Raw genomic sequence first — 26,223 nt, 5'->3', positions numbered from 1 at the left:
GCGGGTACGGATGCGGGGTGCGGCGGGTACGGATGCGGGTGCGGGCCCGTGCGGGGGTGTGGGGGTGCGGGTGGCCCCGCTCAGGCCCGCAGTCCGCGCAGCACCAGATCGCAGACGGCCGTGAACTCGGCGTCGATCGTGGGCTTCCGCCACTCCGGGGCATACGCGGGGTCATGGAAGCGGGCCGTGGCGGCGAAGACCGCGCCCGCCGTCGTCGCCGGGTCCGCCGCGGCGAACTCGCCCGCCCGCACGCCCTCTTCGACGATCCGGGTGAGCTGGCGCGTCAGCTCGGTGAGATGCGCGTCGACCACACCGCTGCTCTCGTCGATGAGCACGGAGAAGGTCGCGAACAGCTCGGGGTCGTCACCGGCCTTGTGACGCTTGGTGTCGAAGAGCGTCAGCAGCCAGTCCCGCAGCTTCTCCGGACCCGGTTCGGGCCCCCGCTCGGCCCCGGCCCCGGCTCCGGACTCCCGCGCGGCCTCGGTGATCCGCGCCAGCGCCAGTTCCGTACGGCTCAGCCAGCGCGCGGTGACCGCCTCGCGCAGCGCGGCCTTCGTACGGAAGTGCCGGTAGACACTGCCGTGGCTGACGCCGAGGGCCCTGGCCACATCGAGGACCGTGGCCTTCGCCGGACCGTAACGGCGCAGCACCTCCTCGGTGGCCTCGAGGATGCGCTCGGCGGTCAGGGTCTCGGTGGCCATGGATGTCCGACCTTTCGTGGCCCGTACGGATTGACGTCCGTACGGCGGGACGCGACAGATGACCTTACCTGTCAGGTCCGGCCGGCCGACGGGTGAGCCGTGGCGGCCGGCGCCGGCCGCGCGCGGTCATCGCTCGCTGTCGAGGTGTGCCATCTGGGCGGCCGCGTAGCGGTCGCCCGCGGCGGCGCCGGCGGGCACCGCGCGCTCGATGGCGGCGAGATCGTCCGCGTCCAGCGTGACCCCGACGGCGCCCAGGGCCTCCGCCAGCCGGTCCCGGCGGCGCGCGCCGACGAGCGGCACGATGTCCTCGCCCCGGGAGAGCACCCAGGCGATGGCGGTCTGGGCGACGGTGACGCCCTTCTGCTCGGCGATCTTCCGCAGGGATTCCACCAGCCCCAGATTGTGTTCGAGGTTGTCGCCCTGGAAGCGGGGGCTCCCCGCACGGAAGTCGGTCGGGCCCAGGGCGCGGTCACGGGTGAAGTGGCCGCTGATCAGCCCGCGGGAGAGCACTCCGTACGCCGTGACACCGATGCCCAGCTCACGGACCGTGGGCAGGATCTCGGCCTCGATGCCGCGGGAGATCAGGGAGTACTCGATCTGGAGGTCGGAGATCGGGGCGGTGGCGGCCGCGCGGCGGATCGTCCCGGCACCGGCCTCGGAGAGACCGATATGGCGGACATGGCCGGCCTGGACCAGCTCGGCGATGGCGCCGACCGTCTCCTCGATCGGGACGTCGGGGTCGACCCGGGCGATCCGGTAGATGTCGATGTGCTCGGTGCCGAGGCGCTGGAGGGAGTGCGCGGCGAAGTTCTTCACGGCGGCCGGACGGCCGTCATAGCCTCCCCAGCCGCCGTCCGGGTCGCGCAGGGCGCCGAACTTGACGCTGATCAGGGCCTGTTCGCGGGCGCCCGCCGGGGCGGTGCGCAGCGCTTCCGCGATCAGCAGCTCGTTGTGGCCCATCCCGTAGAAGTCGCCCGTGTCGAGCAGGGTGATGCCCGCGTCCAGGGCGGCGTGGATGGTGGCGATGGACTCGGCGCGATCGCCCCCGTCGTACATCCCGGACATGCCCATACAGCCGAGGCCGAGAGCGGAGACCAGGGGACCGGTGGTGCTGAGCCCGCGGGCAGGGAGGGAGGGGAGGGTGGTCATGGCGGTTCCTCCGTGGGGTTCGTGAGAGATCGGAGTGATCGTGAGGGAGGGGAGTGATCGTGGCGGGCGGGAGTGGCACAACAACCATGACATGACGGATGACAGATTTCAATTTCTGTCATCCATCATGGCCGACGCCCGCCATAATCGCGTTACGTCCCGGTCCCGCCCGGTGGTAGCGTCACGGGCATGTTCTTCCAGATCTACGAGTGAGAGCGCGGCGGTCACGGCCCGCCCCCCACCGACGAATCCGCAGATCACTTCTCATCACTTCGGGAGAACCCCGTGGCAAAGAGCCGCAACAACCTTCTCGGCGTGGGCGGACAGCGCAAGAAGCTGTCCCGCGCCGACCAGCAGGGCAACGGCCCCGCGCGCAACGCCGACCGCAAGGCCGCCGCCGACCAGAAGGCGGAGCTGCTGCGCAAGATGCGGGAGCGCGCCGCCGGTCAGGAAGAGGACGAGGGCGGCCAGGACACCGCCGCCCCGGACGCCCCGGAGTCCACGGACGGTGCCGCCGGGGCCACCCCCGCGCAGGACTGACCGAACAGGTACACCCGCGCGGACACGCGCGCGGAACAGACACACGGCGGGCCCGGACCACCTCGGTGGTCCGGGCCCGCCGGCCTGCCCGGTCCGGCGCGGCGCACGGCCCGGCCCGGGGCGGGCCCGGGGCCGGGTACGGCGCCGTCGTCAGGCGAGCGAGCGCGGCAGCCGCAGACTGAGCAGTCCCGTCAGGACGATCAGGCCGAGCTGCACCAGCAGGGTGATCTCCAGGGCGTCCCGCATCCCCGTCGCCGCGGCCAGCGAGAGGAAGAGCGAGCCCAGCGTCGCCACCCCGAGCGCCAGCGCGGACTGCTGGCCGGTGACCATGACCCCGCTGCCCACCCCCGCGCGCTCGGACGGGATGTCGGAGAGCACGATCCGGATGATGACCGGCAGTTGGAGACCCTGGCCGAAGCCGGCCAGCGCCATACCGGGCAGCAGGTCCAGCACGCCGACGGAGGGCCAGCCGTCGCGGACGGCGAGCACCAGCAGGGCCACACCGGCCAGTTGCGACACCGAGCCCGCCGTCACCACCAGGCTGCCGTACCGCCGTACCAGCCGGGGCCCGGCCAGCGAGGCGGCGAAGAACGCCACCGCCATCGGCACCAGCGCGATGCCCGCCGTGACCGCCCCCATGCCCAGGCCCTGCTGGAGCGCGATCGCGACCACGAACATGAAGCCGCCGAAGCCGACCGAGAACGGCAGGAGCAGCGTCAGCCCCCGCCGGAGCGTGACCAGCGCGAGCAGACTCGGCGGTACGAGCGGGGTCCGGCCCTGCCGGTCGGCCCGTCGCTCCACGCGGAGGAAGGCGTACGCGGCGACCGGGAAGGCGGCGAGGGAGATCCATGTCCAGGCGGGCCAGCCGGCCGCCCGGCCCTCGGTGAGCGGCGCCAGCAGCGTCACCAGCGAGACGGCCAGCAGGACCGTCCCGGGGGTGTCGATGGGGGCGGGCCGCTGGGAGCGGGTCTCCGGTACCGAACGGAACGCCAGCGCCAGACCGAGCAGCGCGACCGGCACGTTCACCAGGAAGATCGCGCGCCAGCCGCTGCCCGCGATGTTCGCGGAGACCAGCACGCCGCCGAGGATCTGGCCCGCCACCATCGCGAGCCCGGCGGTGGCGCCGTACAGACTGACCGCCTTCGCGCGGCGCTGCCCGGTGGTCGCGGCATGGATGGTGGCCAGGACCTGCGGCAGCATCAGCGCGGCGGCCGCGCCCTGTGCGACCCGGGCCCCGACCAGGGTCCAGGCGTTGGGCGCGATACCGCAGGCGAGCGAGGTGAGGCCGAAGGCCGCCATGCCGGCCAGGAAGAGTCTGCGCCGTCCGAACATGTCGCCGAGCCGGCCGCCGAGCACGAGCAGCACGGCGTACGAGAGCCCGTACCCCGCCACCACGAGTTCGAGGAGGGCGGGACCCGCGGCCAGATCGTGGTCGATGGTCGGCAGGGCGACATTGACGATGAAGAAGTCGATCAGCGGCAGCGCCGCGCCGAGCAGCACGGTGAACAGGCCCAGCGTGCCGAGCACCGAGCCGTGGTCCTGGATGACGGGGGATCCGCCGGAGGGTCCGCCGGGAGCGGCCACGCCGGAGGCCGGGACCGGTGCGGCGGCCGGTGCCGCGTCCGGGTTGTCTTTCGCGGAAGCTGTACTCACGCCTACCACGATCGCGCGCTCCACACCCTGGTACCAGAGTGTCTTTATCCTGGTACATGTAGTACCCGGCAAGGGCCTCGGATGCTCCGGGCGACATGGAACCGGACATTCCGTACACTGATGATCACACTCAGTGACGTGGGTGGATATCGAGCATCGATGAGCGGCTTGGGAGTGCGGGATGAAAGCAAGCAAGGGTGACCGCCTGGTGATGCACGGCAGGGTGGTCGGCAAGCACGACCGCGTCGTGGAGATCGTGGAGGTCATGGGACCGAACGGAACACCGCCCTTCAAGGTGCGCGGCGAGGACGGCCACGAGTCGATCGTCTCGCCGGGCCCCGACTCGGCGGTGGAAGTCCGCGGAAAGCGCAAGTGACACACGCCCGCCGTTCTTCGCCCGGCCCGCTCCCGGCGGTCGGGCGCAGGCCCCGCGGGGGCGCGCAGCCTGGTGGCGGAGGGGCTCATCCTGGTACCCGCACCACCTGGCAATGGTCTGGGACATACGGCACGCTGGGACCATGACCACGGCTGTGCAGGAAACGGACATCCGCCGCCATGAGCTGGCCGCCTTTCTGCGCAGCCGGCGCGAGCGCATCATGCCCGAGCAGGTGGGGCTCGCCCGCGGCTCCCGGCGCCGTACGCCCGGATTGCGGCGGGAGGAGGTCGCGCAGCTCTCCGCCGTCGGCGTCACCTGGTACACCTGGCTGGAGCAGGCCCGTTCCATCCAGGTCTCCGCGCAGGTGCTCGACGCCCTCTCCCGCGCGCTGCTCCTGGACCGCAGTGAGCGCGCGCATCTCTTCGCGCTCGCGGGCGCCGTCGACCCCGCTCCCGGCACGCCCTGCCCGACCGTCACCCCCGCGCTGCGGCGGATGCTGGAGCGTCTTGAGCCCTTCCCGGCGTGTGTGCAGAACGGGCGGTACGACATTCTCGCGTACAACCGCACCTACGGTCATCTCATGTGCGACCTGGACGCGCTGCCGCCCGAGGACCGCAACTGCATGTGGCTCGCCTTCACCAACGAGGAGTGGCGGGCGGCGCTCGGCAATCGCGACGAGACCATCCGGCTGATGGCGGCGAAGTTCCGGGCCGCCATGGCCGAGCATCTCGCGGAGCCCGCGTGGAAGACCCTGCTCGGACGGCTGCGGTCCGCCTCCCCCGAGTTCCGGGCGATCTGGGAGCGGCACGAGGTGGTCGCCGTCGGCGACAAGACCAAGCGGTTCGTCAACGCCCGGGTCGGGCAGCTCCATCTGGAGCACAGCAACCTCTGGCTCGGACCGTCGTCCGGTCCCCGCCTGGTCAGCTATGTCCCGGTGGACGACGAGTCCAGGGCCCGGCTCGAACGGCTTCAGGACCTGGTGCCCGCGACGGTCTGAGCGTCCTGCGGCTCCAGCCGTTCCGCCGCCCGCCGCGCGGTCGTGCGCGCCCAGGCGCCGCTGGTCAGCGCTCCCGTCAGCAGGACACAGACGCCACAGGCGGTGATGATCCACCAGGCGGGCCGGCTCGCGTCCGCGAACCCCGCCGTGTACGTGGCGGACGCGGCGGCGCCGATCGCGCCTCCCGCCAGCACCGCGCCGATCACGGCCACACCGAGCGTCTGGCCGATCTGACGGCTGGTGGAGGCGACCGCCGCGGCGACGCCCGCCTGGGCACGGGGCATACCGGAGACGGCCGTATTGGTGATCGGCGCGTTCACCATGCCGAAGCCCAGCCCGAACAGCACATAGCCGGTGAACAGCAGCGCGTTCGTCGCCTCCGCGTCGGTCAGCGCGAACAGGAGGCCGCTCGCGGTCATCGCGGTCCCGGCGACCAGCAGCGAGATCCGGGGGCCGCGGCTGCCGACCAGCCGGCCCGACAGCGGGGCGCAGAGGAAGGTCAGGGCCGCCATCGGCAGCATGTAGAGCCCCGCGTGCAGCGCGGACAGTCCCCGTACGTTCTGGAGATAGAGCGTGTTGAGGAAAAGGAAGCCGCCGAGCGCGGCGAAGGCGCAGACGGCGATCACGGTCGCCCCGCTGAAGGGCACGCTGCGGAAGAACCGCAGATCGATCAGCGGCTCCGCGCGCCTCGGCTCGTACAGCACCAGACCGGTCAGGGAGAGGGCCGCGATCCCGGCGAACGAGAGGATCAGCGGCGAGGTGAGTCCGGCCGCCGGCGCCTCGATGATCGCGTAGGTCAGGGCCCCGAGGACGCCGATGACCAGGAGCTGTCCGACGGGATCGGCCCGGCGGGGCTTCGGGGCGCGGGACTCGGGGACATAGCGCCAGGTCAGTACGAGCGCGGCGAGCCCGATCGGAAGGTTGATCCAGAAGATCGACCGCCAGCCGACCGAGTCCACCAGCAGCCCGCCGATCAGCGGGCCCGCCGCCATGGAGACACCGACGACGGCGCCCCAGACGCCGATGGCGCGGGCGCGCTCCCGTGGCTCGGTGAAGGTGTTGGTGATGATCGACATCGCGACGGGGTTGAGCATCGAACCGCCGACGGCCTGCACCATGCGGAAGGCCACCAGCGACGCGAGGTTCGGCGCGAGGGAGCAGAGCAGCGAGCCGAGCGTGAAGAGGACGAGTCCGGTCTGGAAGACACGGCGGCGGCCTATCCGGTCGGCCGTGGAGCCGGAGAGCATGAGGAGCGAGGCGAGGACGAGGGTGTAGGCGTCGATCGTCCACTGGAGCCCGGAGACGGAGGCGTGCAGTTCACGCTGGATCGACGGGAGGGCGACATTGAGCACCGTGTTGTCCAGGCTGACGATCAGCAGGCTCATGCAGCAGATGGCCAGGACAAGGAGGCGCCGTCGTTGGCTCAGCTCGGGCATGTGTCGATAGTACGACTAACTAATGACCGCCGTGATACGCGACAATGGGCGGATGACCGCTTCACTCGCCACGTTCGCCGCCGCTCCTCTCGCCATCGGCCCGCACACCGTGCGGCCCCCGGTGGTGCTCGCACCCATGGCCGGGATCACCAACGCGCCGTTCCGGACGCTGTGCCGTGAATTCAGCGGGGGCAAGGGCCTGTTCGTGAGCGAGATGATTACCACGCGGGCGCTGGTCGAGCGCAACGAGAAGACGATGCAGCTCATCCGCTTCGACGCGACCGAGACGCCGCGCTCGATCCAGCTCTACGGGGTGGATCCGGTCACCGTCGGCAAAGCGGTCCGGATGATCGTGGACGAGGATCTGGCCGATCACATCGATCTCAACTTCGGCTGCCCGGTGCCCAAGGTGACGCGCAAGGGCGGTGGTTCGGCCCTCCCGTACAAGCGGCCGCTGCTGCGGGCGATCCTGCACGAGGCGGTCTCCAACGCCGGGGACCTGCCCGTCACGATGAAGATGCGCAAGGGCATCGACGACGATCACCTCACCTATCTCGACGCCGGACGGATCGCGGTCGAGGAGGGGGTCACGGCGATCGCGCTGCATGGCAGGACGGCGGCGCAGCACTACGGCGGTACGGCGGACTGGGACGCCATCGCGCGGCTCAAGGAGCATGTCCCGGAGATCCCGGTGCTCGGCAACGGCGACATCTGGTCGGCGGACGACGCGCTGCGGATGGTGCGCGAGACCGGCTGCGACGGAGTCGTCGTGGGGCGCGGCTGTCTGGGGCGGCCCTGGCTCTTCGGCGACCTGGTCGCGGCCTTCGAGGGGACGGGAGCGCCCGCGCGTCCGGGGCTGCGGGAGGTCGCCGCGGTGATGCGGCGCCATGCCGAGCTGCTGGGGGAGTGGATCGGGGACGAGGCCCGTGGGGTCATCGACTTCCGCAAGCATGTCGCCTGGTATCTGAAGGGCTTCTCGGTCGGCTCGCGGCTCCGCAAGGAGCTGGCGGTCACCTCGTCCCTCGCCGAACTGGACGCGCTGCTGTCCGGTCTCGATCTCGACCAGCCCTGGCCCGAGGGCGCGGACGGGCCGCGCGGCCGTACGTCCGGCAACAACCGGGTGGTCCTGCCGGACGGCTGGCTGAAGGACCCGTACGACTGCGCGGGCATCGGCGCGGACGCGGAACTGGACACCTCGGGCGGCTGACTCCTGCCGCTGCCCCTGCTGCCCCTGCCGCCCCTGTCAGGCCGGGCGGGGCTGGGGGGTGACGTCCGGGCCCGCGTGGCGTTCCAGCGGGGCCGCCGCCGCGGAGTTGCTCACGCTGAACGCCACGCTGCCCGCGCGGTAGCGGTCGTCCGTCCACTCGATGGCGCGGCCCGCCGCCGTGTACGTGAGATGGCGCTGGCGCAGCAGCGGGCTGCCCCGGCGGACCCGGAGCAGCCGGGCGTCCTCGCTGCCCGCCGCGACCGCGTCGATGAGGTGCTCGCCGTAGTGGGCGACGATCTCCGCGTTCTCCGCGATGCTGTTCATGATCGACACCACATCCTCGGGCAGCGCGCGCACGACCGGCGCGACCCAGTCCGTGTACGCGGTCCGCTCGACCATCACCGGCTCCCCGTCGAGCCGTCGCAGCCGTACGACGTACAGCACCTCGCTGCCCGGGGCGACCCCCAGCCGTGACGCCTCCTCGGCGGTGGCGGGCCGGGCCGTCCGGCTGAGGATCCGGCTGGAGACCTCGCAGCCCATCGCCTGGGCCCACTGCGCGAAGCTGTTGAGCTGCTGGAAGCTGTGGCGGCGCTCCTGGCGCAGGACGACACGCCGGGCCCCCTGCCGGGAGCCGATCAGCCCGTCCGAGGCGAGCAGCCCCACTGCCTGCCGTACCGTGCCGCGCGAGACCGACCAGCGGGCCGCGAGATCGCTCTCCGAGGGCAGCCGGGCGCCGACCGGATACTCACCGCCCAGAATCGACTGCCGCAGCGCCTCCGCGATCTCCAGATACCGCGAACTGCCCACGCCTGCCCCCATCGAATTCCGGAACTGTGCACAGGTGCGCCTACCGGTCGCGGACCTGACCTTCACTCTAACCGTATGCCCCGTGGGTGTCCGGCCTCCCAGGATGCCCTGTTGATCGTCAATCCTCCCCGAAAGGCTGTGCTGACCAGCTAGTTGTGCGGCGGGGTCTTCCTCGGGTCGTGCTGTGGTGGCCATGAGCCGTTCACTTCGGGGTCATCTGGACCGGGCGAACTGATGCCAGCTTGTATGAACAAGTGACACCCTCTCTTCGCTCCGGGAGACACCGCGTGACCCGAATCCGCGTCCGCGCCAACGGCCGGCTGGCAGCCGCCCTGGCGCTCAGTACCGCCGCGCTCACCGTGCTCACCGCCTGTGGTGCGGCGCCCGAGGAATCCGCCAGTACCGCAGACAACGCCGCCGCCACCTCCGCCGCCGACTTCGGCGGACTGAAGGACCTGGTCGCCGCCGCCGAGAAGGAGGGCGAGCTGAACGCGATCGCCCTGCCGCCGGACTGGGCGAACTACGGCGAGATCATCAAGGCGTTCGAGGCCAAGTACAAGATCAAGGTCAACAGCGAGAACCCGGACGGTTCCAGCTCCGACGAGATCGCCGCCGTCAAGTCCCGCAAGGGCCAGAAGCGCGCCCCCGACGTCCTCGACCTCGGTATCGCCTTCGCCCGCAGCGGCGCGGCCGAGAACCTCTTCGCGCCCTACAAGGTCGAGGCGTGGGACAAGATCCCCGACACCCAGAAGGAGAAGGACGGCCGCTGGTTCAACGACTACGGCGGCTATGTCTCCATCGGCTGCGACGCCTCCCGCATCAAGACCTGCCCCGAGACCTTCGCCGATCTCCTCAAGCCCGAGTACAAGGGCAAGGTGGCGCTCAACGGCAACCCCACCAAGTCCGGTTCGGCCTTCGGCGGCGTCTACGCGGCGGCCCTCGCCAACAAGGGCTCCTTCGGGGACATCCAGCCCGGCATCGACTTCTTCGGCAAGCTGAAGAAGAACGGCAACTTCATCCCCGTCGAGTCCACCCCGGCCACGGTCGAGAAGGGCGAGACGCCCATCTCCATCGACTGGGACTACCTCAACGCCAGCTACGCCGACCAGTTCAAGGGCAAGGGCGTGGACTGGAAGGTCGCCATCCCGACCGACGGCGTCTACGCGCAGTACTACTCGCAGGCCATCAACAAGGACGCGCCGCACCCGGCCGCCGCCCGGCTGTGGATGGAGTTCCTCTACAGCGCCGAGGGCCAGAACCTCTGGCTGAAGGGGTACGCGCGTCCCGTGCTGCTGCCCGCGATGACCACGGACGGCACGGTCGACAAGACCTTCGTCTCCAAGCTCCCCGCGGTCGAGGGCACCCCGACCTTCCCCGAGTCCGCCGAGCTGGACAAGGCCAACGCCACCCTCGCCGAGAACTGGGACAAGGCCGTCTCCTGATGACCGCCCCCACCCCGACCGTCTCCACCCCGCCCCCAGCGGGCGCCGCCGACGGCAGCCGCCGTCGGCGGCGGGCGCCACGCGTCTGGCTCGGCGCCCTCCCGCTGCTCGTCTTCGCCGGACTCTGCTTCGGACTGCCGGTCGGCGCCCTGCTGTACGGGGCCGTCACCCGGGACGATCCGGCCACCGGCGCCACCGCCCTGACCGGCGAGCATCTCGCGCGCTCGCTCCAGGGCCCCTATCTCACCTCCCTGATCGGCAGCGTCGAACTCTCCGCGCTGACCGCCGTGATCGGCACCGTGCTCGGGATGCTGGTCGCCCAGGCCGTCGTCACCTCCCGGGGCGGCGCGCTGCGCAACGGGGTGCTCACCGCCTCCGGCGTGCTCGCCAACTTCGGCGGCATCCCGCTCGCGTTCGCGTTCGTCGCCACCCTCGGTATCTCCGGTGTGGTCACCCAGCTCGGCCATCTCGACGGCCTTGGCTGGAATCTGTACTCCTTCACCGGACTGACCATCATCTATCTCTACTTCCTGGTGCCGCTGATGGTGCTGGTCAGCGTTCCGGCGCTGGACGGTCTGCGCCCGCAGTGGCGGGAGGCCGCGCAGAACGCCGGGGCCACCTCCTGGCAGTTCTGGCGCCATGTCGGACTGCCCGTCCTCGCGCCCTCGCTGCTCGGCGGGTTCGTCCTGCTCTTCGGCAGCGCCTTCGCCGCGCACGCCACCGCCGCGGCGCTGGTCGGCGGCTCGGTCCCGCTGGTCACCCTGAAGATCGCGGACGCGCTCTCCGGCAACGTGCTGGTCGGTCAGGAGAATGTGGCGCTCGCGCTGAGCCTCGACATGATCGTGATCGCCGGCCTGGTCATGGCGGTCTATCTGCCCCTCCAGCGACGGAGCACCCGATGGCTGCACTGACCCCCACCGCCACCCCGGCCGCCCCCGCGCCCGTGGCGCCCCGCACGGCGGGGGACGGGGGCGCCGGACGCACCCGGCGGCGCCCCCGTGTCTGGCGCGGCGCCGTGCTCCTGGTGGCCGGGCTCTACTTCCTCGTACCGCTGCTGTCCTCGTTCGTCTTCACGGTGCACACCCCCGGCCAGGGCGTCTCCTTCACGGCGTACACCGGGATCCTCTCCGCCGAGGGCTTCACGGAGAGCCTGCTGCTCTCGCTGGGGCTCGCCGCGGCCACGATCGTCCTGTCGCTGCTGCTCACCGTGCCGGCCCTGGTGGCGGTACGGCTCGGCGCGCCGAAGCTCGGCCCGCTGGTCGAGATCGTCTGCATGCTGCCGCTGGTGGTGCCGCCGATCGCGCTGGTCACCGGGGTGACCACGGTGCTGCGCTGGGGACCCGAGCATCTCTCCCGCACCCCGCTCTACCAGACGTTCCTCGCGGTGCAGAACGAGTCGTTCCCCGTGGTGCTGGTGCTCGCCTACACGGTGCTCGCCCTGCCGTTCGTCTACCGCTCGCTGGACGCGGGGCTGCGCGCCATCGACGTACCGACCCTGGTGGAGGCGGCGCGCAACTGCGGGGCGAGCAGGCCGTATGTGATCCTGCGGGTCATCCTGCCCAATCTCCGCTCCTCCCTGGCCGGTGCCTCCTTCCTCACCCTCGCGCTGGTCCTGGGCGAGTTCACCATCGCGTCGCTGCTCGGCTTCCGGCCCTTCGCGGTGTGGATCGTCACCGTCTCGGGCGCGCAGGCCCGGATGTCGGTGGCCGTGTCCCTGCTCAGCCTGCTGATCACCTGGGCGCTGCTGCTGCTCCTCTCGCGGGCGGGGGCGCGTGCCTCGGCCGCGACTCCGGCCCCGCCCACGGGCCCGGCCCCCGCCGCCCCGGCCACGGCCTCTTCCGCCACGGCCTCTTCCGGCCCCGCTTCTTCCACCGCCGCCCCCGCTTCTTCCACCGCCGCCTCTTCCACCAGCGGTTCTTCCGTTCCCGGCAAGGAGTAGACCCCCATGTCATCCACCTCCACAGCGACCGCGGAGCGGCCGGAGCCGGCCACGGCCGCCGGCGCCCTGGTCGAATTCCGCGGTCTGCGCCGTGCGTTCGGCGCCACCGTCGCCCTCGACGGCCTGGACCTGACGGCACGGCCGGGCGAACTGCTCGCCCTGCTCGGCCCCTCGGGCTGCGGCAAGACCACGGCGCTGCGGGTCCTCGCCGGCTTCGAGCAGCCGGACGCGGGCGAGGTGCTGGTGGACGGCGAGGACATCACGCGGGTGCCGGCCAACCGGCGCGACGCCGGCATGGTCTTCCAGTCGTACAGCCTCTTCCCGCACCTGAACGCACGCGACAACGTGGCCTTCGGGCTGCGCGTACGGAAGGTGTCCGCCGACGAGCGGCGGACCCGCGCCTCCGAACTCCTCGATCTGGTCGGCCTGCCCCAGCACGGCGACCGCTTCCCGCACCAGATGTCCGGCGGCCAGCAGCAGCGGGTCGCACTGGCCCGCGCGCTGGCGCTGCGCCCCCGCGTCCTGCTGCTCGACGAGCCGCTCTCGGCGCTCGACGCCAAGGTCAGGCTCACCCTGCGCGAGGAGATCCGCCGGCTCCAGCTCTCGCTGGGCATCACCACCATCTTCGTCACCCACGACCAGGAGGAGGCGCTCTCCATGGCCGACCGGGTGGCGGTGCTCAACGCGGGCAGGCTGGAGCAGTGCGCGCCGCCCGCCGAGCTGTACGAGCGGCCCGCCACCCCGTTCGTCGCCGAGTTCGTCGGCGCGATGAACCGGCTGCCCGGCCGGCTCACGGACGGCGGACTGGTCGAGGTCGCGGGCGCCGCGCTGCCCGTGGACGGGGAGATCCCGGCGGAGCGCGAGGTGGAGGTGCTGATACGGCCCGAGAACATCACCGCCACCGCCGATCCGGCCGGAACGGCCACGGTCGTCTCCGCGTCCTTCTTCGGCTCGGTCACCCGGGTGCTGCTCGATCTGCCCGGCGGCGGCTCGGTGAAGTCCGACGTACCGTCGCGGGACGCCGGCGCGCTGACGCCCGGTGTGCGCGCGACGGTCGCTCCGGCGCGGCGCCCGGTGCTCGTGGTACCGGCCTCCGGCAAGGGCGCGTGAGTACGCCGGAGGCGGTCCTCTTCGACATGGACGGCACGCTCGTGGACACCGAGGTGCTGTGGTGGGAGACGGCGGACGAGATCGCGGCGGGTCTCGGCCACCGGCTCACCGACGCGGACGCGCCGGAGGTCGTGGGACGGGCGGTCGCCGACACCGCGGCCCATCTTGTCCGGGTCAGCGGGGGCGGCCGCGCCGAGACGGTCGCCGCCGAGCTGACCGGGTCCTTCTTCCGGCGGGTGGCGGCGGGGGTGCCGCTGCGCCCCGGGGCCCGTCGGCTGCTGGCCGAACTGGAGCGGGCCGAGGTGCCGTTCGCCCTGGTGAGCGCCTCACCGCGGGCCGTGGTGGACTCGGTGGTCGCGGGCGCGCTGGCCGATGTCGGCTTCGCCTTCACGCTCTCGGCCGACGACACCGTACGGACCAAGCCGCACCCCGATCCCTACCGGGTGGCGGCCGAGCGGCTGGGGGTCGGCCCCGGGGCGTGTGTCGCCGTGGAGGACTCGCCGGACGGCAGCGCCTCGGCCCAGGCGGCCGGGTGCGCGGTGCTGGTGGTGCCCTCGCTCCTGCCGGTGGAGCCGGCGGCCGGGCGGTATTTCGCCGACAGCCTGGAGGAGGTCGATCTCGGGGTGCTGGGTGGCTGTTCCCCGGGCGGGAGCGGCTGAGTCCCGGCCGGAGGCGGCCGGGTCCCGGGGCGGTGCGGCCCAGGACCCAGGACCCGGGACCCGGGACCCGGATCCCGGGGCGGGCGCCGCCAGGTCCCGGGGGCGCCTATGACGCCCCTGTCACGGCCTCCGTCACGGCGCCGGATACCTGTCCGGATCCTGGACGCGCTGGGCCGTTCGAGGCGTGATTCTCGCCACGTTTGATCGTCATTTCGCTCAAGTGAGCGGTGTGAGGGTGGCTGCATCTCCGGAAGGGGTGGCACGCGGTGCCACCCCTTCTGTGTACATCTTCTGAACTCAGACGTCGATCGCTCCGCTCGTATGAGCGCGTCAGGCCATGGGGTGGTCATGTCCGCTTCGAGGGATGAAGACGACGGGTCGAGCCGACTGCCCCGGGGCTACTTTCGATCTGCTGGCGGACGGGTGGTTAAGGCCGTATGACAGGCAAGTGGACGTACCCAGGCACCTTCGATCTGGGTATGTTCCTCGCCGTCAGGGCAGCCACCGCGTCCTCGAGGAGTCGAGACCCGTGTCGGAAAACAATGATCCCCACACAGCCGCCCCCGAGACCCGGGGCACGACGTCCGGCCGGATGTCCGACAAGAAGTTCGTCTATGACTTCACCGAGGGCAACAGGGATCTCAAGGACCTGCTCGGTGGCAAGGGCGCCAACCTCGCCGAGATGACCAACCTCGGGCTGCCCGTCCCGCCGGGCTTCACGATCACCACCGAGGCGTGCAACATCTACCTCGACACCGGTACGGAACCGGCCTCCCTGCGCGACGAGGTCAGCGCCCATCTCGACGCCCTCGAACGGAGGATGGCCAAGAAACTCGGCCGGCCCGACGACCCGCTGCTCGTCTCCGTACGCTCCGGGGCCAAGTTCTCCATGCCGGGCATGATGGAGACCGTCCTCAACGTCGGCCTCTCCGACGCGTCCGTGGCGGGGCTCGCCGCCCAGGCCGGTGACGAGCGCTTCGCCTGGGACTCGTACCGCAGACTCATCCAGATGTTCGGCAGGACCGTGCTCGGCGTCGACGGCGCGCTCTTCGAGGAGGCGCTGGAGGAGGCCAAACGGGCCAAGGGCGCCGCGACGGATGTGGATCTGGCGGTCGAGGACCTCAAGAAGCTGGTCAAGCGGTTCAAGAAGATCGTCTCCCGGGAGGCGGGCCGCGACTTCCCGCAGGACCCGCGCGAGCAGATGGATCTGGCGGTCCGCTCGGTCTTCGAGTCCTGGAACACCGACCGCGCCAAGCTCTACCGGCGCCAGGAGCGCATCCCCGGCGACCTCGGCACGGCGGTCACCATCTGCTCCATGGTCTTCGGCAACCTCGGCCCGGACTCCGGCACGGGCGTCGCCTTCACCCGTGACCCCGCCAGCGGCCAGCAGGGCGTCTACGGCGACTACCTCCAGAACGCCCAGGGCGAGGACGTCGTCGCGGGCATCCGCAACACCGTGGCGCTCGCCGATCTGGAGACCATCGACAAGAAGTCGTACGACCAGCTCATGGGCATCATGGAGACGCTGGAGACGCACTACCGCGATCTGTGCGACATCGAGTTCACCATCGAGCGCGGCCAGTTGTGGATGCTCCAGACCCGGGTCGGCAAGCGCACCGCGGGCGCCGCCTTCCGGATCGCCACCCAGCTCGTCGACCAGGGGCTGATCGACGAGGCCGAGGCGCTCCAGCGGGTCAACGGCGCCCAGCTCGCCCAGCTCATGTTCCCGCGCTTCGACGAGGACGCCAAGCGTGAGCTGCTGGGGCGCGGTATCGCCGCCTCGCCGGGCGCGGCCGTCGGCAAGGCGGTCTTCGACTCGTACACCGCCATCAAGTGGTCCAGGTCCGGCGAGAAGGTCATCCTGATCCGCCGTGAGACCAACCCCGACGACCTGGACGGCATGATCGCCGCCGAGGGCATCCTGACCTCGCGCGGCGGCAAGACCTCGCACGCCGCCGTCGTGGCGCGCGGCATGGGCAAGACCTGTGTCTGCGGCGCCGAGGAGCTGGAGGTGGACACCAAGGCGCGCCGGATGACGGTGAACGGGACCGTCGTGGAGGAGGGCGACGTCGTCTCCATCGACGGCTCCACCGGGAAGGTCTATCTCGGTGAGGTCCCCGTCGTGCCCTCGCCCGTGGTCGAGTACTTCGAGGGCCGGATGCACGCGGGCGCCGACGACGCCGACGAACTGGTCGAGGCCGTCCACCGGATGATGGCGTACGCGGACCGCCGCCGCAGACTGCGGGTGCGCGCCAACGCCGACAACGTCGAGGACGCGCTGCGCGCCCGGCGCTTCGGCGCCCAGGGCATCGGTCTGTGCCGCACCGAGCACATGTTCCTCGGCGAGCGCCGCGAGATGGTCGAGCGGCTGATCCTCGCCGACACGGACCGCGAGCGCGACCAGGCGCTGGACGCCCTGCTGCCGCTCCAGAAGAAGGACTTCATCGAGCTGTTCGAGGCGATGGACGGCCTGCCCGTGACGGTCCGTCTGCTCGACCCGCCGCTGCACGAGTTCCTGCCCGACATCACCGAACTGTCGGTACGGGTCGCGCTCGCCGAGGCGCGCAAGGACCACAACGAGAACGATCTGCGCCTCCTCCAGGCCGTGCACAAACTCCATGAGCAGAACCCGATGCTGGGTCTGCGCGGGGTGCGGCTCGGGCTGGTGATCCCGGGGCTGTTCGCGATGCAGGTACGGGCCATCGCGGAGGCCGTCGCCGAGCGCAGGAACGCCAAGGGCGACCCGCGGGCCGAGATCATGATCCCGCTCGTCGGCACGGTCCAGGAGCTGGAGATCGTCAGGGACGAGGCCCAGCAGGTCATCGCCCGGGTGGAGGCCGCCTCCGGCGTCGAACTCAGGCTGGCGCTCGGCACGATGATCGAGCTGCCGCGCGCGGCGCTGACCGCCGGTCAGATCGCCGAGGCCGCGGAGTTCTTCTCCTTCGGTACGAACGACCTCACCCAGACCGTCTGGGGCTTCTCCCGCGACGACGTGGAGGCGAGCTTCTTCACGGCGTATCTGGAGAAGGGCATCTTCGGGGTCTCGCCGTTCGAGACCATCGACCGGGACGGGGTGGGCGCGCTCGTGCGCAGCGCGGCGGAGGCGGGGCGCGCCACCCGGCCGGGGCTGAAGCTGGGCGTCTGCGGGGAGCACGGCGGCGACCCGGAGTCGGTGCACTTCTTCCACGAGGTGGGCCTGGACTATGTCTCCTGCTCGCCGTTCCGCATCCCGGTGGCACGGCTGGAGGCGGGCCGCGCGGCGGCGGCGTCGGCCGGCAGCGACGCGCGGTAGGCGGCTCGCCGCCGTCGCGGCCGTCGCGGCCGTCGCGGCCGTACGAGACCCCGGAGCCGGCCCGCCGGTTCACCCCGACCCTCACCGACCCGGGGGGCGGCTCCGGAACACGAGGAAGGGGCGGGCGCCTGTGCGGAGGCGCCCGCCCCTTCGTCGCTTCTCCGCCGGTTTTCTCCCGGCGGATTGAATATCGCGTGACGGCCACGCCACCACGGGCGGACGGTGCCGTGGAGCGCGGGCGGTGGATCCCCACCCACCGCCCGCGCTCCCTTTCCGAGAGCCGGACATGGAGCCGCAACCCCGACCGACCGCCGCCGGGCGGGCAAAGCCCCCCACGGCCTTCGCCACGCCTATTCGGTCGTCCGGGTTTCATGCCCGACGCGGTACAGCTTTTCGGTTGGGACGGGGTGGCCGCGATGCGTTTCAACTGTGGCTGAAACACCGTGGTAACCACCTGTGACGGCATGCATACTCAGTGCTGGGGGAGATTGTGGATGCAAACAGGTGGGGATTCGATGCTGCGTATTCATTTCACGGGGAAGGACCTCGGCGGGGTCCGTATGGCCGCCGGACCCGATCCGCTCTGGGAAACGATTCTCAGTTTTCATCGAATAAGGGATCGGCGGGGGCCTCTTGTCTTCGGGGAATGGCGCAAGGAAACACGGACCAGGTTGAAAAGTGAAACGGTCCTGCTCTCCGCGCTGGTGCCGCGGCGCGGCTATTTCCCGGATTTCCTGACTCCTATTCAGGGGCGGCCGGGCTTCGCGGCGGGTCTGGAGGCACTGCGCGCCACCCCGCCCGAGCGGGTCCGTGCCGAACTCGCCCTGCTCGCCGTGGAGCGGGCCGGAGCCGAGCGCCGCGCGTCGCGAAGGAGCCCGTCGAGAAAGCCCCCCGTGGAACCGCCGGCCGCGCTCGGGGAGGCCGGGGACGGCCGGCTCGGCGCGCTCGTCGACGCGCTGCGTACCTACCACCGGGCCGCGATAGAGCCGTACTGGCCGCATATCCGGGCCAGGGCCGAGGCGGACCGCGCGCTGCGCGGCCGGGCCCTGCTCGACGGCGGCGCCGACGAACTGCTCGGCACCCTGCCCCCGATGCTGCGCTGGCGCTCCCCGGTGCTGGAGGCCGACTACCCCGTCGAGCGCGAACTGCGCCTGGACGGAAGGGGACTGCTCCTCCAGCCGTCCTTCTTCTGCCGTGGCACCCCCGTGGTCTTCCAGGACCCGACGCTGCCGCCCGTCCTGGTCTACCCCGTGACCCACTCCGACGCGCCCGCCGTCACGGAGCGCGCGGGCCCCTCCCTCGGCAGACTCGTCGGCCACACCCGCTCGGCCGTCCTGCGGGCCATCGAACACGGCTCCACGACCAGTGAACTGGCCCGCAGGACGGGGGTGTCACTCGCCTCCGCGAGCCAGCACGCCTGTGTACTGCGCGAGGCGGGCCTGATCGTCACCCTGCGCCACGGCAACGCCGTCCTGCACACGCTCACCCCCCTGGGCGCCGCCCTGCTGAGGGGCGGCGCCACCGCGGACGGGCTGTCCGCGCGGACCGGAGACGGGCTTCCCGCGCGGAACGGCGACGGGCTGTCCACGCGGACCGGTGAGGGCCTGCCCGCGCGGAACGGCGACGGGTCCTACGCGCGGAACGGGCCGGTCACCTCATAGGTGATGCCGCCCGACGAACTGCCGCTGGTGCCCCGCTGGCTGGAGAAGTAGAGACGCCTGCCGTCGGGCGAGAAGGCCGGTCCGGTGATCTCGGAGCCGGACTGGCCGCCGATCCGCAGGAACGGTGCCACGACATCGTTCGGTGTGATGACACAGATCTCCATGTTCCCGCCGTCCTCGGAGACGAAGAGATCGCCGGACGGGGTCCCGGTCACATTGTCGACCCCGGTCAGCGGCGCCGTACCGGACACCAGGGAGTCGTCGTAGGCCAGTTCGATGGTGCCCGCGGCCGCGTTGTACTGCCAGACCCGGTTGTCGCCCTTGGTGGTGAACCAGCAGGTGTCGTCCGCGTAGTAGCAGCCCTCGCCGCCGTTGAACCGCTTGGCGCCCGAGACCTGGTTGCGGGTGGGCGTGGCGCCGGTGGGGTCGGGAACGGTCCGCCAGGTCACCGGGCCGCTGGTGGCCGTGCCCGCGACCAGCACTTCGAGCCGGCCCGACGACAGATCGCCCCAGATGGTCGGGGTGAAGCGGTAGAAGCAGCCGTCGGTGGTGTCCTCGGTGAGATAGATCGTCCTGCGGACGGGGTCGGCCGCGGCGGCCTCGTGCTTGAAGCGGCCCATGGCGTCCCGCCGCACCGCCGCCTTCACACCCCACGGGTCGGTCTCGTAGACATAGCCGCGGTCCACCTCCTCGCAGGAGAGCCAGGTGTTCCACGGCGTCTTGCCGCCCGCGCAGTTCTGGTGCGTGCCGGAGAGGATCCGGTACGCGCCGGTGATCGCGCCGGCCGAGGAGAAACGGACCGCGCTCGCGCCGCCCGACGGGTCGATCTCCGAGTTCGAGACATAGATCCAGCCGGAGCCGTCGGCGTAGCAGGCACCGCCGTCGGGGGCGTTGTGCCAGGTGTACGACGTGCCGGAGACCGGCTGCCCGGAACGGGCGATCACCCGGCTGGTGAAGCCGGCGGGGAGCCGGATGTTGTTGGCGTCCGCCGCGCCGAGTGCTCCATAGGGGCCGGCGCCCGGCTGGGCGGGGGCGGCGACCGCCGCTCCGCGCCACAAGGTGCCGCCGAGGGCGGCGGCAGAGGTGCCGATGACCGCTCCGCGCAGGAAACTGCGACGTTCCACTGGTCGCTCCATGGGGGTGTGGTGACCGTCCCGGGGCACCGGCCGGCGCCCCGGGGTCGCACGCCGCAGGAGCCTAGGGGCCGCGCATGGCCGGTGGTTGAACGGGCGGTGAGGCGGAGCCGTAACCGTCGGCCGTCCCCGGCCCGAACCGTCGGCCGTCCCCGGCCCGAAGCGTCGGCCGTCCCCGGCCCGAAGCGTCGGCCGTCCCCGGCCCGAACCGTCGGCCGTCCCCGGCCCGCCGGGGATCACGGGACGGCCCTCAGACGCGTACGCGAACCTCATAGGTCAGGACGGCGACCCCGTCGTCGTCCAGGCAGCGGCCCGTGGTCAGGTCGAAGCGCTGTTTGAGCAGCGGGGACGCCACGAAGGGCCGTCCGTCATGGGTACCGAGCAGCCCCCGGGAGAGCACCTGCGCGCCGGAGTACGGATCGCGGTTGCCGATCGCGTACGGCCGTCCCGAACGGTCCAGGAACACCGCCACCTGCCGCCCGTCCGGGAGCAGCGCGGCGACCCCGCGGCCGGGGGTCAGCGCCGACACCTCGCAGACCGTGAACCACTCCTCGCCGAGCAGGAGTTCCAGGGCGTCCGGCGGGCGCGCGGGCCGGTACGCGGCTTGGTTCGCGGGCTGGTGCGCGGCTTGGTTCGCGGGCTGGTTCGCAGTCGGGTTCGCGGGCGCGACCGCGGACGCGCGCGCGGGCGGATCCGAGGGCGGGGGCAGGGTCATCGGGCGTTCGCCCCTTCCAGGGACTCCGGAGACTCCAGGGACTCCGGAGACTCCAGGGATTCCCGGGATTCCCGGGCCGCCGGGGGCTCCAGGGTGAGGACCGTCAGATCCGGTTTGACCTGATCGCGTTCCGGTACGAACTTCACCGACGGGTCCGGCACGCCCGGCGCGTTGACGAAGGAGACGAACCGGCTCAGCCGCTCCGGATCGTTGACGGTCTCCGCCCACTCGTCGCGGTAGCCGGTCACATGCGCGGCCATGAGCTGCTCCAGCTCCGCGCAGAGCCCCAGCGAGTCATGGACGACCACGTCCCGCACATGGCCGAGCCCGCCCTCGATCCGTTCCAGCCAGGCGGACGTCCGCTCAAGCCGGTCCGCCGTACGGATGTAGAACATCAGGAACCGGTCGATCAGCCGGATCAGCTCGGCGTCCGACAGATCCTGCGCGAGCAGATCCGCGTGGCGCGGCTCGGCGCCGCCGTTGCCACCGACGTACAGGTTCCAGCCGTTGGCCGTGGCGATCACCCCGAAGTCCTTGCCGCGTGCCTCCGCGCACTCCCGCGCGCACCCCGACACCGCCGACTTGAGCTTGTGCGGCGAGCGCAGCCCCCGGTAGCGCAGTTCGAGGTCGACGGCCATCCGCACCGAGTCCTGTACGCCGTAGCGGCACCAGGTCTGCCCCACACAGGACTTGACCGTCCGCAGGGACTTGCCGTACGCGTGTCCCGACTCGAAGCCCGCGTCGACCAGCCGGGTCCAGATCAGCGGCAAGTGGTCCACCCGGGCGCCGAACAGATCGATCCGCTGACCGCCCGTGATCTTGGTGTAGAGCCCGAAGTCCCTGGCCACCTCGCCGATCACGATCAGTTTCTCCGGGGTGATCTCCCCGCCGGGCACCCGCGGCACGACCGAGTACGAGCCGTTGCGCTGGATGTTCGCCAGGAAGTGGTCGTTGGTGTCCTGGAGGGCGGCCTGCTCGCCGTCCAGCACATAGCCGCTGACCCCGAGCGCCGGCGCGAGCGACGCGAGGACCGAGGCGACGGCGGGCTTGCAGATCTCACAGCCGTCACCGCCGCGCGCCCCCTGCCTGCCGTGCGAGTCGAGGAGCGCGTGGTACGAGGTGATCCGCAGGGTGCGGACGATCTCGTACAGCTCGCTCCGGGTGTGGGGGAAGCAGCCGCACAGCCCCTTGTCGCCCTGGGCCACGGGCAGGAGCCGGCCGATCACCTTGACGCAACTGCCGCAGCCCGTGCCGGCCCGGGTGCGTTTCTTCACCTCGGGGAGCGTGGCACAGGCGGTGATCGCGCCCTTGCTGACGTTGTGGCAGCTACAGATCACCGCGTCGTCCGGCAGCGCCTCGGGGCCGAGCGCGGCACCCGGCGCCCCGGTGTCACCGGCCGGCAGCACCAGCCGTTCCGGCGGTACGGGCGGTACGGAGCCGGTCAGCGGCCGCAGCATGCCGTACGCGTCGGCGTCCCCGACCAGGATCCCGCCGAGCAGCGTGCCGTCCCCGTCCATCACCAGCTTCTTGTAGACACCCGAGCGGGAGTCCGCGTACACGACGTCGAGCGATCCGGGCGCGTCGCCGTGCGCGTCGCCGAACGACGCGACGTCCACTCCCAGCAGTTTCAGCTTGGTCGACAGATCGGCGCCGGTGAAGCCGGACCCGTCTTCCCCGTCCAGCACCCGGGCCACGGTCGTGGCCATCTCGTACCCGGGCGCCACCAGCCCGTACACCCGGCCGTCCGCCGCCAGCGCGCACTCGCCGATCGCGAAGACGGCGGGATCGGACGTACGGCACCGCTCGTCGACCACGATGCCGCCGCGCTCGCCGACCGTCAGCCCCGCGTCACGGGCCAGCCGGTCCCTGGGCCGTACGCCCGCCGAGAAGACGACGAGGTCGGTGGCGAGGACCGAGCCGTCCGACAGCGCCATACCGGTCACGGTGCCCTCGGCGTCCGTGGTCACCTCCTGGGTGCCCACGCCCGTGTGGACCGTGAGCCCCATGGACTCGATCGTGCGCAGCAGGGCCGCGCCGCCGCCCTCGTCGATCTGGACGGGCATCAGCCGGGGCGCGAACTCCACGATGTGCGTGTCGAGTCCGAGCCCCTTGAGCGCACCCGCCGCCTCCAGGCCGAGCAGCCCGCCGCCGACGACCGCGCCGGTGCGGGCCGTCGCGGCGTGCTCCTCGATCGCGAGCAGGTCCTCGATGGTGCGGTAGACGAAACAGCCAGTCGCGTCCTTGCCCGGCACAGGCGGTACGAAGGGGTACGAGCCCGTCGCGAGGACGAGCGTGTCGTAGCCGAAGACGTGCCCGGCCCGCGAGGTGACCGTACGCGCGGCGCGGTCGACGGCCACGGCCGGATCGCCGAGATACAGCTCGATGCCGTGGCGCGCCATGAAGTCCGGCTCCCCGAGGGTGAGTTCCTCGGGGGTACGGCCGGAGAAGTACGAGGTGAGCCGCACCCGGTCATAGGCGGGACGGGGTTCCTCGGCGAGTACGACGACCCGGGCGCGCGAGGTCAGCCCCCGCTCGGCGAGCGCCTCCAGAAACCGCTGGCCGACCATGCCGTGGCCCACGACGACGACCGTGGGACGTGTGGCATGCGTGGGGCGTGTGGCATGCGCGGGATGCGTGGCATGCGCGTTGTGCGTGGGAGACAGGGAAGGCGTGGCGGACGGAGAAGCCATGGAGGACGGGGGAGGGGAGACGGGTACGGGTGCGGGTGCGGGTACGGACATCTCAGGAGCCTCCGTCGGGGGTGAGCAGATGGAGCAGCGGAGTGGCGGGCGGCAGGGACTCGTCGGCCTCCCAGGCGCGGGCGAGCGTGCCGACGGCGCCGAGATCCCCGATCAGCACACCGCCGACGAGCCGGTCGCCCCGTACGACGACTTTCCGGTAGGCGCCCCGGGTGTCGTCGGTGAGCTGGACGACGTCGTCGCCGGGGCGGGGGGTGGTCTCGCCGAAGGCGGCGAGATCGAGGGAGACGGGGGACGCGGTGGGTGACACGGCGGGGGGAGGCGCGGGGGCGGGGACTGGTGTCGATGCCGGGTCCGGGGCGGGGTCCGGCGTTGGGGCTGGGGCCGGGATCCGTGTCGGGGGCGGCGGCAGAGTGAGGCGGGTGAGGGCGCGGGTGCCCTGGTAACGCGCCTGCGAGGGGGGCGGGGGCGGAGGCGGAGGCGGAAGTGGTGGCGAAACCGGTGTGGAGGCCGGTGCCGACGAGGCCGATGAGGCCGATGAGGATGTCGGTGCGGGTGCGGGTGCGGGTGCGGGTGCGGGTGCGGGTGCGGGTGCGCGTGCCGGTGCCGGTGCCGGTGCCGGTGCGGGCGCCGGTGGTGGCGGTGGCGGTGGCGGTGATGCCGATGTCAGCAGTCGGGCCAGGGCCTCGGCCTGTTCGAGGGCCGGGCCCGCGAGGCCGTACACCCGGCCCGCGTGCTCCGCGCAGTCGCCGATGGCGCGTATGCGGGGATCGGACGTACACAGCTCGTCGTCCACGACGATGCCCTCGCGGACGGTGAGTCCCGCGTCCCGGGCCAGTCCGACGCGGGGGCGGGTTCCGCAGGCCAGCACGATCAGGTCGGCGTCCAGGCTGTATCCGTCGGCCAGCTCCAAGGTCGTCCCGCGCGGGGTTACGCGTACTCCCCGTACCCGGCACTCGGTGTGCACCTCCACCCCCAGCTTCAGGAGGTGGGCACGCACCAGCGCGCTCGCGGAGGCGTCCAGTTGGCGTTCCATCAGCCGCTCGCCCTGTTGTGCGAGCACCACCTGCGCGCCCCGCTCGGCCAGCGCCCTGGCCGCCGACACCCCGAGCAGTCCGCCGCCGATGACGACCGCGCGGGTGCCGGGCCGTACGGCCGAGGCGAGCGCCAGACAGTCGTCCAGCGTGCGGAACGGGTGGACGCCGTCCGGAAGCCGGTCCACCGGGAGCCCGCGCAGCGGTGGCAGCACCGGGTTCGAACCGGTCGCCAGGACCAGCGTGCCGTATCCGATCACCTGTCCGTCGGCGCAGTGGACCGTCCGCGCGGCCCGGTCGATCCGGACCGCCCGCACCCCGTGCCGCACCGGTGTACGCGGCAGAGCGATCACCTCGGGCCCGTACCGTCCGGCGAGGACCTCCGCGAGCAGCACCCTGTTGTACGGCGCGTGCCGCTCGTCGCCGAGTACGGTCACGTCCGCGCCGAGCTGCCGGGCCCGGCCGGCCAGCCGTGTGCCCGCCAGTCCCGCGCCGATCACCACGAGGTCCGAGGTCATGGCAGAGAGCCTGGGCGGCGGCTGTTACCCGTTCGCATCCCCGCCGTTTCCCGCACGGAACGCTGCCCTCAGCGCCGCGCCCCGGGACCTGTGAGGAGACGGCGGGGACGAGGGCAGAGCAGGAGACGGTGGGGGCGAGGGCAGGGGCGGGGGCAGGGACGAGGGCAGGGGGAGGGGCGGGAACACGGGTGTATAGGGTCGCGATCGTGCCTGACATATCGCTGACCACGCTCGTTCTGCTCTGTCTCGCCGCCGCCGCGGCCGGCTGGATCGACGCCGTGGTGGGCGGCGGAGGGCTGCTGCTTCTGCCCGCGATGCTGCTCGGCCTCCCGCACACCCCCGCCGCGCACATCCTCGGCACCAACAAGGCGGTCGCCATCGTCGGTACCTCGGGCGCCGCCGTGACCTATCTGCGGAAGGCTCCGGTCGATGTCGGGACGGCGGTACGGATCGGACTCGCCGCCCTCGCCGGCTCGATGACCGGAGCCTTCTTCGCGGCCGGGATCAGCAGTGAGGTGCTCCGGCCCGTGATCATGGTGGTGCTGCTGGGGGTGGCCGCCTTCGTGATGCTGCGGCCCTCCTTCGGCCGGGCGCAGTCGGGCGGCCCCGTCACGAGGGCTCGTACGGTCATGGCGATCGTGCTGGTGGGCGGCGGGATCGGTTTCTACGACGGACTGTTCGGACCGGGCACGGGAACGTTTCTGGTGCTGGCCCTCACCGCCGTGCTCCATCTGGATCTGGTGACGGCCTCCGCCACCGCGAAGATCGTGAACGTCTGCACCAACGCCGGGGCGCTCGCCATGTTCGCCTATCAGGGCACGGTGATGTGGCAGCTCGCCGCGCTGATGGCGGTGTTCAATCTGGCCGGTGGGATGTTCGGCGCGCGGATGGCGCTCAGCAAGGGGAGCGAATTCGTGCGCGGGGTACTGCTGGTGGTGGTGTTCTCGCTGGTCGCGAAGCTCGCGTTCGACCAGTGGAACGCGTGAGCGCCCGTGGGGCTGAGGGCCTGAGGGACCTGCCTGAGGGACCTGAGGGACTGGGGAGCGGAGCCTTGAGACCTGGGGGGTGCCTCTATGTCTTTCGTCAAGGCGGCCCTGTGGTTTTGAGGTAGTTCGGGCTTGCTGGGGTCATGCGGTGAGTTGGATGTCTTTGGGG

The 26,223-nt window shown here is 71.7% G+C and carries 21 protein-coding genes; 12 read left to right on the top strand and 9 right to left on the bottom strand.

Features of this window, described 5'->3' with window-relative positions:
* Nucleotides 1-80 precede the first annotated feature (80 nt).
* Nucleotides 81-701, bottom strand: coding sequence for a TetR/AcrR family transcriptional regulator (locus ACFYYH_RS33505; protein WP_388559379.1), 621 nt, complete (start codon nt 699-701; stop codon nt 81-83).
* A 126-nt stretch (nt 702-827) separates the two neighbouring features.
* Nucleotides 828-1,850: an aldo/keto reductase gene (locus ACFYYH_RS33500; RefSeq protein WP_388559376.1), complete on the bottom strand. Its 1,023-nt coding sequence runs from the start codon at nt 1,848-1,850 to the stop codon at nt 828-830.
* A gap of 285 nt (nt 1,851-2,135) precedes the next feature.
* Here ACFYYH_RS33500 and ACFYYH_RS33495 point away from each other — a divergent pair, with 285 nt between their 5' ends.
* A complete protein-coding gene (locus ACFYYH_RS33495; protein ID WP_388559374.1) occupies nt 2,136-2,390 on the top strand; it encodes a DUF6243 family protein in 255 nt (84 codons plus the stop codon).
* 150 nt (nt 2,391-2,540) lie between these two features.
* On the opposite strand, the gene ACFYYH_RS33490 is transcribed toward ACFYYH_RS33495, so the two are convergent.
* Complete coding sequence (locus ACFYYH_RS33490) at nt 2,541-3,974, bottom strand: MFS transporter (protein ID WP_388559414.1); 1,434 nt, start codon at nt 3,972-3,974, stop codon at nt 2,541-2,543.
* A 250-nt stretch (nt 3,975-4,224) separates the two neighbouring features.
* On the opposite strand from ACFYYH_RS33490, the gene ACFYYH_RS33485 reads away from it, so the two are divergent.
* Both ACFYYH_RS33485 and ACFYYH_RS33480 read left to right on the top strand, forming a co-directional pair.
* On the top strand, nt 4,225-4,419 hold the full coding sequence (locus ACFYYH_RS33485; RefSeq protein WP_388559371.1) for a DUF1918 domain-containing protein: 195 nt from the start codon (nt 4,225-4,227) through the stop codon (nt 4,417-4,419).
* Between the two features lie 142 nt (nt 4,420-4,561).
* Nucleotides 4,562-5,416, top strand: a complete 855-nt coding sequence (locus ACFYYH_RS33480) for a helix-turn-helix transcriptional regulator (protein ID WP_388559368.1) — start codon at nt 4,562-4,564, stop codon at nt 5,414-5,416.
* Here the strand turns inward: ACFYYH_RS33480 and ACFYYH_RS33475 are convergent.
* Nucleotides 5,389-6,852, bottom strand: a complete 1,464-nt coding sequence (locus ACFYYH_RS33475) for an MFS transporter (RefSeq protein ID WP_388559365.1) — start codon at nt 6,850-6,852, stop codon at nt 5,389-5,391. The two genes, ACFYYH_RS33480 and ACFYYH_RS33475, sit on opposite strands and share 28 nt — an antisense overlap.
* A 52-nt stretch (nt 6,853-6,904) precedes the next feature.
* Here ACFYYH_RS33475 and dusB point away from each other — a divergent pair, with 52 nt between their 5' ends.
* Nucleotides 6,905-8,059, top strand: a complete 1,155-nt coding sequence (dusB, locus tag ACFYYH_RS33470; RefSeq protein WP_388559362.1) for a tRNA dihydrouridine synthase DusB — start codon at nt 6,905-6,907, stop codon at nt 8,057-8,059.
* Between the two features lie 36 nt (nt 8,060-8,095).
* Here the strand turns inward: dusB and ACFYYH_RS33465 are convergent, their stop codons facing one another.
* Nucleotides 8,096-8,866, bottom strand: coding sequence for a GntR family transcriptional regulator (locus ACFYYH_RS33465; RefSeq protein ID WP_388559360.1), 771 nt, complete (start codon nt 8,864-8,866; stop codon nt 8,096-8,098).
* A 287-nt stretch (nt 8,867-9,153) separates the two neighbouring features.
* On the opposite strand from ACFYYH_RS33465, the gene ACFYYH_RS33460 reads away from it, so the two are divergent.
* The 7 genes from ACFYYH_RS33460 to ACFYYH_RS33430 all read left to right on the top strand — a co-directional run bounded on the left by ACFYYH_RS33460 (nt 9,154) and on the right by ACFYYH_RS33430 (nt 18,969).
* The gene (locus ACFYYH_RS33460) at nt 9,154-10,308 is read left to right on the top strand and encodes an ABC transporter substrate-binding protein (RefSeq protein ID WP_388559357.1); all 1,155 of its coding nucleotides are present in this window, start codon (nt 9,154-9,156) and stop codon (nt 10,306-10,308) included.
* Nucleotides 10,308-11,219, top strand: coding sequence for an ABC transporter permease (locus ACFYYH_RS33455; RefSeq protein ID WP_388559354.1), 912 nt, complete (start codon nt 10,308-10,310; stop codon nt 11,217-11,219). The genes ACFYYH_RS33460 and ACFYYH_RS33455 overlap by 1 nt, the downstream gene beginning before the upstream one ends.
* Entirely contained in the window at nt 11,207-12,247 is a 1,041-nt protein-coding gene (locus ACFYYH_RS33450; RefSeq protein WP_388559351.1) for an ABC transporter permease, read from the top strand. Before ACFYYH_RS33455 ends, ACFYYH_RS33450 begins: the two co-directional genes overlap by 13 nt.
* Before the next feature lie 6 nt (nt 12,248-12,253).
* Nucleotides 12,254-13,357 carry an ABC transporter ATP-binding protein gene (locus ACFYYH_RS33445; protein ID WP_388559348.1) on the top strand — a complete coding sequence of 368 codons (1,104 nt, stop codon included), beginning with the start codon at nt 12,254-12,256 and terminating at the stop codon, nt 13,355-13,357.
* The gene (locus tag ACFYYH_RS33440; protein WP_388559345.1) at nt 13,354-14,016 is read left to right on the top strand and encodes an HAD family hydrolase; all 663 of its coding nucleotides are present in this window, start codon (nt 13,354-13,356) and stop codon (nt 14,014-14,016) included. The genes ACFYYH_RS33445 and ACFYYH_RS33440 overlap by 4 nt, the downstream gene beginning before the upstream one ends.
* Nucleotides 14,017-14,608: 592 nt before the next feature.
* Nucleotides 14,609-17,308, top strand: coding sequence for a pyruvate, phosphate dikinase (ppdK, locus tag ACFYYH_RS33435; RefSeq protein ID WP_388559411.1), 2,700 nt, complete (start codon nt 14,609-14,611; stop codon nt 17,306-17,308).
* 515 nt (nt 17,309-17,823) lie between these two features.
* Nucleotides 17,824-18,969 carry an ArsR/SmtB family transcription factor gene (locus ACFYYH_RS33430; RefSeq protein ID WP_388559342.1) on the top strand — a complete coding sequence of 382 codons (1,146 nt, stop codon included), beginning with the start codon at nt 17,824-17,826 and terminating at the stop codon, nt 18,967-18,969.
* Here ACFYYH_RS33430 and ACFYYH_RS33425 read toward each other — a convergent pair.
* The 4 genes from ACFYYH_RS33425 to ACFYYH_RS33410 all read right to left on the bottom strand — a co-directional run bounded on the left by ACFYYH_RS33425 (nt 18,939) and on the right by ACFYYH_RS33410 (nt 25,068).
* Nucleotides 18,939-20,093 carry an alkaline phosphatase PhoX gene (locus tag ACFYYH_RS33425; protein WP_388559339.1) on the bottom strand — a complete coding sequence of 385 codons (1,155 nt, stop codon included), beginning with the start codon at nt 20,091-20,093 and terminating at the stop codon, nt 18,939-18,941. The two genes, ACFYYH_RS33430 and ACFYYH_RS33425, sit on opposite strands and share 31 nt — an antisense overlap.
* 259 nt (nt 20,094-20,352) lie before the next feature.
* Nucleotides 20,353-20,673 carry a nitrite reductase small subunit NirD gene (gene nirD / locus ACFYYH_RS33420; protein WP_388559409.1) on the bottom strand — a complete coding sequence of 107 codons (321 nt, stop codon included), beginning with the start codon at nt 20,671-20,673 and terminating at the stop codon, nt 20,353-20,355.
* A gap of 140 nt (nt 20,674-20,813) precedes the next feature.
* Complete coding sequence (nirB, locus tag ACFYYH_RS33415) at nt 20,814-23,384, bottom strand: nitrite reductase large subunit NirB (protein ID WP_388559406.1); 2,571 nt, start codon at nt 23,382-23,384, stop codon at nt 20,814-20,816.
* A 175-nt stretch (nt 23,385-23,559) separates the two neighbouring features.
* On the bottom strand, nt 23,560-25,068 hold the full coding sequence (locus tag ACFYYH_RS33410) for an NAD(P)/FAD-dependent oxidoreductase (protein WP_388559337.1): 1,509 nt from the start codon (nt 25,066-25,068) through the stop codon (nt 23,560-23,562).
* Nucleotides 25,069-25,274: 206 nt separating this feature from the next.
* Between ACFYYH_RS33410 and ACFYYH_RS33405 the strand changes: the two genes are divergently transcribed.
* The gene (locus ACFYYH_RS33405; RefSeq protein WP_388559334.1) at nt 25,275-26,054 is read left to right on the top strand and encodes a sulfite exporter TauE/SafE family protein; all 780 of its coding nucleotides are present in this window, start codon (nt 25,275-25,277) and stop codon (nt 26,052-26,054) included.
* Nucleotides 26,055-26,223 lie beyond the last annotated feature (169 nt).

Origin of the sequence: Streptomyces sp. NPDC002018 (assembly GCF_042890865.1) — a bacterium.
Taxonomy (GTDB): domain Bacteria; phylum Actinomycetota; class Actinomycetes; order Streptomycetales; family Streptomycetaceae; genus Streptomyces.
Note: the sequence above shows the minus strand (reverse complement) of the source record. Positions and strands in the feature narration are given on the sequence as shown.